This is a genomic window from Amycolatopsis sp. TRM77291, from assembly GCF_054166285.1.
This window is the reverse complement of record NZ_JBSZHF010000001.1, coordinates 1,635,033-1,646,497: the sequence shown is the minus strand read 5'-3', so window position 1 is coordinate 1,646,497 and position 11,465 is coordinate 1,635,033. Positions and strand designations below refer to the sequence as shown.

Sequence of the window (11,465 nt, the reverse complement as noted above, 5' to 3'; positions counted from 1 at the left end):
CCCCCCCCCCCCCCCCCCCCCCCCCCCCCCCCCACGGCCCCCTGGCAAGCATGGAGAGGCGAAGGGAGCTTTCTTCGCATCGGACGCGACGAAAGTCCCCCTTCACCCCAACCCAAGCCCCGCATTCAGTCGACTAAACGCGGACGATCTGCGTGGCGCCGAAGGTGTCCTTCACCGGCACCTCGACGGTCTTGCGCCGCACGGTCACGCGCAGGACGTCCTGCCGCTGCGTCGGATCCGAAACGGCCAGCTTCCAGCCGTCGCGGGTCCGGCCCAGCGCCACCGACGCCGGACCGGACACGGACACCTCGTCGACCGAGCCGGCGGCGAAGAAGTTCGCCAGCAGCGTCGCGTCCCACAGCCGGACGGCCTGCACGGTCGCGGTGTTGGACCGCACGCGCCACGACCAGGCCGAGGCGATCGTCTCCAGCACCGACGCGGTGGGCAGGACGGCGTACGCGTAACTCGCGTTCGAGGGTTTCGCGCCGTGTTCGATGACCAGCTTTTGATAGCGCCGGGTGTAGGGCACCGTCGTGCCCTTGGTGTTGGCGCCCTTGTCGATGTCGCGCCAGGTGCCTGTCCGGTCCTCGCGCAGCGCGGTGACCTCGGCGTCGTCGAGCAGGACGTACCCGCCGACCTTCTCCAGGTGTAGCCATCGCTTGCGCCGCAAGGACTCCGAGCCGCCGACGAGATGGCCGTCGGCCAGCAGGACACCGGAGCCGCTCTCGCCGAGGTTGCGGTTCTCGATCGTGGTGCGGATCCGCTCCCCGGAGGAGTCGGTGATCCCGGCACCGAGGCACAGCACGCCCGAGGGTGTGAAGAACCACGACTTCTTCGCGGTCAGCGTGCCGTCCTGGGAAACGAAGTCGAGGGCGTGCGCGCCGTGTCGCGCGTCCCAGCGGACACCGCCGCAGTGATCCTTGCTCGTCAGCGGGACCGACTCCAGTTTGGGGGTCGGACCGGTCTTGGTGGTCGTGCCGGGCAGCAGCAACGGGTCCACCGTCGGCCAGTAGGCGTCGGTGAAGTGCCCCTTCGCCTTGGGCAGGAACAGATACAGCGACCCGTCGCCGACGTACCAGCCGTGCAGGTTCATCGAGTTGATCGATTCGTACCGCGAGATCCGGGTCGAGGCGACGCCGAGCGAGGCCGACCAGCCTTCGGTGACGTGCACCATCCGGTCCTGCTGGCCGAACACGCGATGCGTCGCGACCGTCCGCGCCGGCCGGACCCCGGTCGCCAGCAACTCCTGCGCGAACTCGATACCGGGGATGCCGACGAGATCCGGCCCTGGCGCGAACCGTTCGGGATCGGGGATCTCCAGGTACGGCGCGAACGTGTCTTCGGTGATCCACTTCGCGGCGAGGCCGCCCAGCTCCTCCTTGCGCCGGCCACTCGCCGACCGCGCCAGCAGGACCACCGCGCCGGTGAGCTGATGTCCGATGTCGTGCGCTGATTCCCCTTGCCGCGAAAGGAACCGGCCGCGGACCGACTCCATCATCGCGCCCGCGTGGACGAACGGCGCGAACGTGTCGGCGACCAGCGCGTACGCGGCGTCGCGCACGTCGGCGGGCAGCGCGAACTCCGTGCCCTGGGTGACGTGGATCGCGGACGCGACCGCGGTGAGCAGGATGATCCCGTAATGCCCGGGATAGGGCACCGAGTCATGCTGCAGGAACGAGCCGTCGGTGTGGAAACCGTCGCCCGCCGCGCGATGGAGCTTGGCGATGACGCTCGCCGCTCCCCCGCCTTCGACGTCGGTGAACGCGCCGACACCGCGGTGGATCCGGTCGACGTCGCCGAGCATCGCGCCGGAGACGATCGAGATCATCGACTTGTCCGCGCGGTTGGCGCCGGTCTCGACGACGCTGGGGTTGTTGGTGCGGCGATTCGGGTCGCCGGAGAACTTCAGCACCGGCTTGAGGTACTTGGCGAGCTCGTCCTGGGTCAGCTCACCGGCCACTGTGGACAAAATGTGCAGCAGGTAGAGCGGGATACCGATCTCGTAGGTGTACCAGTTGCCGATCTCGGCGGTCTTCTCGCTGTACTGATCGCTGGTGTACAGCAGTTCCAGCGCGCCCTTGATCCGGGCGAGGACGGCCGGGTCACCGGCGAGCGCGCCGCCGGGGGTGCCCCAGTTGACCGTGACCGCGCGGAGCCGGGCGTACATCGACGTCGTGAACTCGCTGCCCGGGCCGAGCGGAAGGTCCTTCCACAGTGGACCGCCGCCGACCGTCATGCTGTCGTGGTAGGCCTTCGCGACCCTGTCCAGGTTCGCGAGCGCGGCGGTGCGTTCGGCCGACGGCCGGTCGATCCCCGTCTGCAGCTCGCGATAGCCGGACACGATGGACGACGAGCCCCGGGCCGCGGGTTGCGCTGATGAAGAGCTCGCGAGAGCTGACGTGAGCGCCACCGAAGCGGCCGCGACCGCGCCTCCCCGCAAAGCCGTTCTCCTGTCGAAGTGACCGAATCCGGACATGACGGTGCCTCCCAAGGGGTCGAAAGACGGCGACTAGGGGCGGCGGCGGGTGCTGGGGCTCGTGAGTGGTAAGGACGGTTAGAACCGTCCTTACCACTCACGAGGTTTTACTGGTGCTTCCCGTCGGTCCTGCGGGGCAGGTCCCACGGGTTGTTCTCCTGCAACGGTTCCGGCAGCAGCGCGTCGGGGAAGCCCTGCCAGGCGATCGGTCGCAGGAACCGCTCGATCGCGGCGGTGCCGACCGAGGTGCTGGTCGGCGCGGTGGTCGCCGGGTAGGGACCACCGTGTTCCTGTGCCCAGGTGACCGTGACGCCGGTCGGCCAGTCGTTCCACAGCAGACGGCCGGCGACCCTGGTCAGCGACGGAAGTACCGGGCGGATCCAGTCCACATCGGACTCTTCACCCTGGATGGTCGCGGTGAGACCGGGTTCCATCACGCCGAGCAGGCTGATCAGTTCGTCCTGATCGGCGTAGGTGACGATGAGCGAAGCGGGGCCGAAGCATTCCCCGCGGACGGTGTCGGCGTCCGCCAGGAAGGCCTTGGCGGTGGTGGCGAGCAAAGTCGCGCCGTGTGAGATCCCTTCCGAGCCACCGGATTCCGACAGCACTTCGACGCCGTCGACCTCGCTCAGCTTCGCCAGCCCGTCGGCGAATCCGGCCGCGATCCGCTCGTTGAGCATCGGCTGCGCCGGGATCGCCGCGACGGCCTCGCGCAGCGTGTCTTCGAGGCCGTGTCCCTCGGGCAGGAACAGCAGCCCCGGTTTGGTACAGAACTGCCCGGCACCGAGGGTGAACGAGCCCGCGTAGCCCTTGGCGATCGCTTCACCGCGCGCGTCGACCGCGGCCCGAGTGACGACGACCGGGTTGACGCTGCCGAGTTCGCCGTAGAACGGGATCGGCGACGGCCGCGAGTTCGCGATGTCGAACAGCGCGCGCCCGCCCGGCACCGAGCCGGTGAACGACGCCGCCTGGATCCTCGGGTCCTTCAGCGCCGTGACGCCGTTCTGCTGGCCGTATATGACCGCGAAGATCCCTTCCGGCGCACCGGCGCCGACCAGCGCTTCACGCAGGACCTCGCCGGTGCGGGCGGACAGCTCCGGATGTCCCGAGTGTGCCTTGAGCACGACTGGGCAGCCGGCGGCCAGCGCCGACGCGGTGTCCCCGCCCGCGACACTGAACGCGAACGGGAAGTTACTGGCGGCGAACACCAGCACCGGTCCGATCGGGGTGAGCAGCCGCCGGATGTCCGGCCGCGGTCCCATCGGCCACGCGGCGTCCGCGTGGTCCACGGTGGCGCCGAGGAACGCGCCGTCGGCCAGCACCTCACCGAACAGGCGCAGCTGGAACGTCGTGCGCTTCAGCTCTCCCTGCAGTCGCGGCGAAACCGGGAGATGGGTCTCCCGGTTGGCCAGCTCGATCAGCTCGCCGGCGGCGGCGTCGAGGGCGTCCGCGGCCGCGTTGAGCCATCCGGCGCGCTGGGCTGGGGTCGCGGCCGCCGCCGTGCCTGCCGCATCGGCGGCGGCCGCGAGGATCTGGTCGAGCGTGGCGGGATCCGTTGCCTGGCTCATTTTTCTTGCGTCTCCTAGAGTTCTTGCGCGGCGCTGACGGCGGCGATGAGATCCGCCCAGCGCCCCGGGCCGGCGAGGCCGAGGTGGTACAGGTGCAGCTCGGTGGCGCCTGCCTTGCCGAGTTCGATGGTGTAGGCCTCGATGTCGGGTACCGGGCTCGCCGCCACCGCGGTGATGTAGCTGCCGACGGCGACCTTCTCCGGCAGTTTCGCCCGTGCCGCCGCGACGGCGCCGACGCTGGGACGGCCGGGTGCCCAGTTCTGCAGCACCACCGCGTCGACGTCGTCCGGGGCCGACGGCGTCAGCCCCGGCAGCGCGCCGGTGACCCACGGGTCCATCGCGCCGTGCAGCACGATCCGGGGCCCGGACGGGATCTTCGCGAGCACCTCACGGCGGAGGGCGTCGGTCGCCCGCTGCCGCGTGTCGAGCAGGACCTGCCGCAGGGTGGGCAGGATCTTGTCCTCGGTCGCCCGGAGGTCACCGCTGTCGATCAGCCGCCGGACCTCGGCCCGCAGCTTGCCCAGCGCCTTCGCCGGGTCCTGCCCCGCCGCGGCCCAAGCGTCGAGACACTCATCGCAGCAGCAGATCGAGAGCAGCCGGGCCACCGCGGGCGACCAGACGCCGTCGGTCTTCTCGTGCTGGTGCTGGTGCACGGCGCCGAGCGGACCGCAGGCTTCGAGGACGACCGTGGCGAAGTCGAGCCCGGCGAGGCTCTCCGCCGTCACGTTCGCCGCGTATTCGCGGACGGCGGGCTGGCCGGGGCACAGCGCCCACGGGTACCGCTCGCCGAAACAGTTGCGCACGGTGAAATCCGGGAACTCCGTGCCCAGCTGCGAATTGTGGGTCAGCACGAGCCACGCCGCGGCCGGGATCCCCGCGTCGTTCAGCATCCGGACGGCGTCGCCCGCGCTGTCGCGGCTTTCGACCCAGTCCGGCTCGGCGGGCTTCAGCTCACCCCACGCCTCCTCACGCACCGGCCGGTACAGCGCCGCGTGACGCGCGACGACCGAAGTGCGCTCGGGCGACCAGGGCGTCGCCGCCCGGGCGCTGTGGTACGACACGGCGACGGCGACCTCGTCGACGCCGAGTTCCCGCACGCGCTCGACGAAGCCGGGATCGTCGACGACGTCCCAGGGGTAGGCGTATCCGGTGACCTTCACCTCGTCACCACCGTGCCGTGTTCGGTTCGAAGCTTCCGACGAACTTCCGCATATAGGTCACGTCATCCCGTTTGGTCTGTCCACTCCGGACATAGTCTTCATGGGCCCGCGCCAGCGCGTCGGGGTCGAGCTCGACCCCCAGCCCCGGCTTGTCGGGCACCGCGACCGCACCGTCGACGAACTCCAGCGCACCCGGGGCGATGACGTCGGCCGTCTTCCACGGCCAGTGGGTGTCGCAGGCGTAGGTCAGGTGCGGCGTCGCCGCGGCCACGTGCACCATAGCGGCCAGACTGATCCCGAGATGACTGTTCGAATGCATGGACAGCCCCACGTCGAAGCATTCCGCCGTGGTCGAGAGGGCTTGGGTGTCCCGCAGGCCACCCCAGTAATGATGGTCCGAAAGTATTACGCCGACCGCCCGCTGCCGGAACGCCGGCTCGATGTCCGCGAAGCGCACGACGCACATGTTCGTGGCCAGCGGCATGTTCGCCTTCTCCGCGACCCGCGCCATGCCCTCGATGCCCGGCGTCGGGTCTTCGAGGTACTCCAGGACGCCGTCGAGTTCCTCGGCGACCCGGATCCCGGTCTCGACGGTCCACGCCGCGTTCGGGTCGATGCGGAGCGGGTGGTCGGGGAACGCGTCCGCGAGCGCGCGGATCCCGTCCATCTCCTGGTCGGGGTCGAAGGCGCCGCCCTTCAGCTTGATGGAGCCGAAGCCGTACTCCTCGACCATGCGGCGTGCCTCGCCGACGAGCGCCTCCGGCGTGGTCACCTCGCCCCACGAGTCCGCTTCGGCGCCGATGTGGGCGCCGAACTTGTAGAACAGGTAGGCGGAGAAGTCGACGGCGTCGCGTGCCTTGCCGCCGAGCAGGTCCACCACCGGCCTGCCGAGGTAGTGGCCCTGCGCGTCGAGCGCGGCCACCTCGAACAGCGAGTACACGCTGGCGACGGTCTTGCTGACGGAGAAGCCGCCGGTGAGGCCGTGCGCGTCGGCGAAGACGACCTCGCCGAGGGTGGTGGCGACCTTCCGGCGGAGGCCGGGAAGGTCGAACACGTCGTGCCCCTTGAGTTCCGGGAGCACCTTCCGGACCTGGTCGAGGAACGCGAGGTCGCCGTAGGACTCACCGAGGCCGACCACACCGTCCTCGCAGATCAGCTGGACGACACCGCGCAGCGCGAAGGGCTCGTGCACGCCCATCGCGTTGAGCAGCGGAGGGTCGGCGAAGGCGACCGGGGTCAGGACGACGTCGAGGACCTTCATCTTCAGGCACCGGCCTCGACGGACTTGAGGACGGCGAACCCGTCGTCGACGATCTTCTCCAGGCGGGCGATCTGGTCCGCGGTGGGCTCGACCAGCGGCGGCCGGACCGAGCCGACCTTGTCGCCCCGCAGGCGCGCGGCGGCCTTGACCAGCGACACGGCGAAGCCCCGTCCCTCGTCCCGCAGCGCCACCAGCGGAAGGTAGAACCCGGCGAGCAGCGCCTCCATGACGGCGTCGTCGTTCTCCGCGAGCGCGCGGTGGAAGCGCGCCGCGATCTCGGGGGCGAAGCAGTGCACGGCCGAGGAGTACCGCGCCACGCCGACCGCGGAGTAGGCGCGCGCGGAGACCTCCGCCGTCGGGAGACCGTTGAAGAACAGGAAATCCTTGGCCCGGTCGGTGCCGGCGGAGCGGATCGTGGTGATGATCCGGCTCATCAGCTCGACGTCACCGAAGCCGTCCTTGATGCCGACCACCGACGGGATGCCGAGCAGGTCCACGGCCGAGTCCGGGGTGAACACGCCGGTGGACCGGTGGTAGACGATCACCGGGATCGAGGAGTCCCCGACGGCGTACCGGACGTGGTCGACCAGGCCGGACGGCGGACCGGTGACCAGGTACGGCGGCAGGAGGAGGACGCCGTCCGCGCCGCCCGCCTCCGCCGCCGCGATCCCGGCGCGGGCCGACGCCGCGCCTCCGCCCGCGCCGACCCACACGGGCACCCGCCCGGCGACGACCTCACGAGCCTTGCGCAGGATCGCTGCGTGCTCGTCCGGGGACAGCGAGCTGAATTCGCCCGTACCGCAGGCGACGAACAGCGCGCCGGCTCCGGCGGCCACGTGGCTCTCGACGGTTTCCGCGAACGCGTCGAGGTTCAGTTCCAGCCCCTCGGTGAAGGGGGTCAAGGGGAACGCCAGTAGGCCGTCGAGTTCGATCTTGCGCTCTGCCATGGATTTCTCTTTCGTTCTTTGTGGATGGTCCCGGGTACGGGCCCGGTCAGGCTGGCACGGTGGTGCCGTCCTGCGACTTACTGGGTGTGACGTCGTCGTCGCGGTCGATCGTGTCGATGATCTCGTCGGTGGCGGCCGTGCGCTCGGGCATGAGGTAGCCGAGCCCGATGAACAGCCCCAGCGAGACCAGGATCGGGGTGGAGACTGTCACCGCGAGGGTGGCGTTGTAGCCGTAGTAGGCGATCGCGTAGGCGATGAGACCGCCGGCCCACGAGATCAGCGCCGCGCGGGAGCCGGATCGGCGGAACCACGGGAGCATGCCGAGCAGCAGTGGCACCGAGATCGGGCCCATCAGGGCCGCGACCCACAGCACCACGATCCCGAGCACACCGCCGAGTTTGGGGGCCTGCGTGGCGACCGCCATGGTCAGCACGATGAAGATCGCGGTCGTGATGCGGGCGGCCAGCAGCCCCTGCGCCTCGGTCCACCGCCGGGTCTTCTTGATCAGCACCGGCAGCATGTCGCGGGTGATGACCGCGGAGATCGCGTTCGCGTCGGACGACACCATCGCCATCGTGTGGGAGAAGATGCCTGCCAGCACGAGCCCGATCAGGCCCGGCGGCAGGAAGGTCGTCGTCATGATCGCGTAGGCGTTGTCCGGGTTCTGGATGTTGGGGATCAGCAGCGGTGCCGCGAACATCGGGAACATCATGAACAGCGGCCACACCAGGTACAGGATCGAGGAGAGCCGCGCGCCCCGGCGTGCCGCGTGCGTGTCCGGCGCGGCCATGTAGCGCTGCGCCAGGTTCCACATACCGCCGTTGTACTCCAGGGTCTTCACCAGCACGTAGACGAGCAACACCACGGTGGTGAACTTCGACGTGGTCGGGTTGAGGTGGCTCGGCGGGAGATCGCCCCACATCGTCCACAGACCGGAGACGCCGCCGAGTTTGCCCAGCACCACCCAGAGCATGGCGATGGCCGCGATGGCCTGGATCACGAACTGGCCGAAGTCGGTGAGCGCGTCGGCCCAGAGACCGCCGACGGTGCAGTAGACCAGCGTGACCGAACCGGTGATGATGATGCCCCAGGTGTAGTCCACCCCGGCGAAGACGTTGAGGATCGTGGCGATCGCGAACCACTTCGCCGCGATGTCGAAGATCTTCAGCAGGCTGCCGCTCCACGCGAGCGCCTGCTGCGTCGGGACGTTGAACCGCCGCGCGAGGTACTCGAGCGGGGAGGCCACCCCCAGCTTCGACCGGAGCCTGTTCCACCGTGCGGCGAACAGCCAGCTGCCGATACCGACACCGATGCCGATACTGGCCATGCCCCAGAAGTAGACGGTGATCCCGCTCGTGTAGGCCACGCCCGCGTAGGCGACGAACAACACCGCGCTGTAGCCGGACATGTGGTGCGAGATCCCGGTCAGCCACCAGGGCATCCGGCCCCCGGCGGTGAAGAAGTCCTTCACGTCGTGGATCCGCTTGTGCGACCACCAGCCGATCACGACCATCAACGCGAAATACGCGCAGACCATCGCCCAGTCGAGTACGTGCACCGCTGACTCCTTTCCGCGTTCACGAAGGCCCAGCCCGACCTGTTCACATCCATGAACGGAGTCTGTTATAGTGATTATGTTCATCCATAAGAACGCTGTTCGGGACGCTAATATGGCCGGAGTCACAAGTCAACGGCCGGATGGAGGAGCGCGGATGCCACAGCAGGAAGCCGCTGTCACCGTGGCGAACGGCGCGCCCGCCGCCGAACCCGCCGGGGTCAAATCGGCCCGGCGGGCGATCGACCTCATCGAGACCTTCGCCGCGAACGACGTGTGGCTTTCCCTGTCGGATCTCCACGCGCGCACCGGTTTCCCCCGGTCGAGCCTGCACGGGCTGCTCCGCACCCTGCTCGAAGCAGGCTGGCTGGAGGTGGACCCGAACACCGCCCGCTACCGCCTCGGCGTCCGCGCGCTGATCTGCGGCACGGCGTATCTGGACCGCGACCCGATCGTCCCGTACGCGACCGAGGCGCTGGAACGGATCCGGGAGAAGACCGGCTACACCGCGCATTTCGCGCGCCGCGAAGGCACCGACGTCGTCTACCTGGAGACGCGCGAGTCCCGGCACTCGACGCATCTCGTGTCCCGCGTCGGCCGCACGCTGCCCACCCACGCGACCGCGCTGGGGAAGGCGTTACTGGCCGAACTGACGCACGACGAGATCGACGGGCTCTTGACCGGAGAGCTGCCGGCGCTCACCCCGAACACCATCACCACCGTCGAGGCGCTGCACGCCGAATGCGCGAAGACCCGCGAACGCGGCTATGCCTCGGAAGTCGAGGAAGGCAGCCTCGGCGTGCGCTGCGTCGCGGCCGTGATCCCGTACCGCATCCCCGGCACCGACGCGATCAGCTGCTCCATGCCGGTCACCGAAGTCACCGACGCCGACGTCAGGCGCGTCGGCGAACTCCTCGCCGAAATCACCGCGGAACTCGGCCAGCAACTGCGCCGCGCCGGTATCCGCTGATCATCCCGTACTTCCTTCACTGACAAGGGGTTCACATGGCAGAGCAGCGCGTCCTGATCACCGGCTCGGCGGGTATCGTCGGCACCCTGATGCGGCCGCGGCTACGCCGTTCCGGCCGGGTGCTGCGGCTGCTCGACCTGGCCGCGCAGCCCGAAGCCGCGGGCGGCGAGGACGTCGAGCTGATCACCGCTTCGGTGACCGACCCGGCGGCGATGGCGGAGGCCTGCGCCGGCGTCGACGCGCTGATCCACCTCGGCGGGCACAGCCGCGAGAACTCGTGGGAAGCCACCCTCGACGTCAACATCAACGGCACCCACACCGTCCTCGAAGCCGCGCGGGCCGCCGGCGTGCCGCGCGTGATCCTGGCTTCCAGCAACCATTCCGTCGGCTTCCGCCGCAACGACGAAGCGGGCGAGGACGGCCTTCCCGCCGACTCCACGCCCCGGCCCGACACCTACTACGGCGTCAGCAAGGCGGCCATCGAAGCACTCGGCAGCCTGTACCACTCGCGGTTCGGCATGGACGTGATCGTCATCCGGATCGGCTCCTGCTTCGAAAGCCCGCTCGTCCTCGGCCCGCGCGGCCTGACGACCTGGCTCTCCCCCGACGACGGCGCGCGCCTGTTCGAGGCGTGCCTGAGCTACCCCTCCCCCGGCTACCGGCTGATCTGGGGCGTCTCGGACAACACGCGCCGGGTCTACTCGCTCGCCGAAGCCGAGGCCCTTGGCTACAAGTCACTCGACAACGCGGAGACCTACGCCGACCAGCTGGCGGACATGCCCGCGCCGACCGGGATCGCGGCGGAGTACGTCGGCGGACCGTTCTGCACCGCGCCATTGGGGGCGTACAACCCGCTCTGAGGTCTCGGTTCACGTTGGGTGACGGGTGTGTGGGAATAGAGACGTTGAATGTCCCTATTTCCACACACCCCTCACCTGATCAACCGGTCAAACCTTCGTCCTTCCCTGAACCCGCCACGTGAAACGTTGCCACCACCTAGGATCACCTCGGCGCGGTCCGGACGTCACGACCTCCGGCGGAAAAGCTGTGGAAGGCAGGCATGTCAACCTTTACGTTCGCGAGCATCGACGTCATCCCGCGGGTATTGCAGCTCGCAGTGGGCCTGCTCGGCTTGATCCTTTCGATCAAAGCCCGCTCCCGCGGAGTCTCCGGCCTGATGGTGGGCGCCTTCGTGCTCATGCTCGTCGCGACGGCGGCGGGCATCGTCTGGCGGTTCGTGTCGGTGAACGTGCCGTCCTGGGCCTCGTCCGGCGGCCTTTCCGTCGACGAGATCCAGTGGATCTTCATGGGCGTCGGCATCCCGCTCGACGCCCTCGCTCTGCTCTCCTGGCTCCTGGTCGCCATCGCGGTCGCCAAGAGCGGGAATCCGTCTCGGCAGCAGCCCGGCTTCGCTCCCAACCCGGGGCCGGTCAACTACCCGACGGGACCACAGCCGGGGTTCCAGCCGCCGCAGCCTGGCTACCCGCAGTCCAACCCGCCTGCTCAGCAGCCGCCGAGCTAGAGCGCG

General features: G+C 69.3%; 9 protein-coding genes. 3 read left to right on the top strand and 6 right to left on the bottom strand.

Annotated elements, in window-relative coordinates; translation table 11 throughout:
• Positions 1-133 precede the first annotated feature (133 nt).
• The 6 genes from ACXIZN_RS07880 to ACXIZN_RS07855 all read right to left on the bottom strand — a co-directional run bounded on the left by ACXIZN_RS07880 (position 134) and on the right by ACXIZN_RS07855 (position 8,970).
• Positions 134-2,476, bottom strand: a complete 2,343-nt coding sequence (locus ACXIZN_RS07880; protein ID WP_457953292.1) for a polysaccharide lyase family 8 super-sandwich domain-containing protein — start codon at positions 2,474-2,476, stop codon at positions 134-136.
• 107 nt (positions 2,477-2,583) lie between these two features.
• Entirely contained in the window at positions 2,584-4,044 is a 1,461-nt protein-coding gene (locus tag ACXIZN_RS07875) for an aldehyde dehydrogenase (NADP(+)) (RefSeq protein ID WP_457953291.1), read from the bottom strand.
• Between the two features lie 14 nt (positions 4,045-4,058).
• The gene (locus tag ACXIZN_RS07870) at positions 4,059-5,204 is read right to left on the bottom strand and encodes a hypothetical protein (protein WP_457953290.1); all 1,146 of its coding nucleotides are present in this window, start codon (positions 5,202-5,204) and stop codon (positions 4,059-4,061) included.
• Positions 5,205-5,208: 4 nt separating this feature from the next.
• On the bottom strand, positions 5,209-6,465 hold the full coding sequence (locus tag ACXIZN_RS07865; protein WP_257485922.1) for a glucarate dehydratase family protein: 1,257 nt from the start codon (positions 6,463-6,465) through the stop codon (positions 5,209-5,211).
• A gap of 2 nt (positions 6,466-6,467) precedes the next feature.
• Entirely contained in the window at positions 6,468-7,412 is a 945-nt protein-coding gene (locus ACXIZN_RS07860) for a 5-dehydro-4-deoxyglucarate dehydratase (RefSeq protein ID WP_457953289.1), read from the bottom strand.
• Between the two features lie 46 nt (positions 7,413-7,458).
• The gene (locus ACXIZN_RS07855) at positions 7,459-8,970 is read right to left on the bottom strand and encodes a sodium:solute symporter family protein (protein ID WP_457953288.1); all 1,512 of its coding nucleotides are present in this window, start codon (positions 8,968-8,970) and stop codon (positions 7,459-7,461) included.
• A 154-nt stretch (positions 8,971-9,124) separates the two neighbouring features.
• On the opposite strand from ACXIZN_RS07855, the gene ACXIZN_RS07850 reads away from it, so the two are divergent.
• The 3 genes from ACXIZN_RS07850 (at position 9,125) to ACXIZN_RS07840 (ending at position 11,459) form a co-directional block, all read left to right on the top strand.
• The gene (locus ACXIZN_RS07850; RefSeq protein WP_457953287.1) at positions 9,125-9,937 is read left to right on the top strand and encodes an IclR family transcriptional regulator; all 813 of its coding nucleotides are present in this window, start codon (positions 9,125-9,127) and stop codon (positions 9,935-9,937) included.
• A gap of 35 nt (positions 9,938-9,972) precedes the next feature.
• Positions 9,973-10,797 (top strand): NAD-dependent epimerase/dehydratase family protein, encoded by an 825-nt coding sequence (locus tag ACXIZN_RS07845; RefSeq protein WP_457953286.1) that lies wholly within the window; start codon positions 9,973-9,975, stop codon positions 10,795-10,797.
• A gap of 200 nt (positions 10,798-10,997) precedes the next feature.
• On the top strand, positions 10,998-11,459 hold the full coding sequence (locus tag ACXIZN_RS07840) for a hypothetical protein (protein WP_457953285.1): 462 nt from the start codon (positions 10,998-11,000) through the stop codon (positions 11,457-11,459).
• Positions 11,460-11,465: the final 6 nt, after the last annotated feature.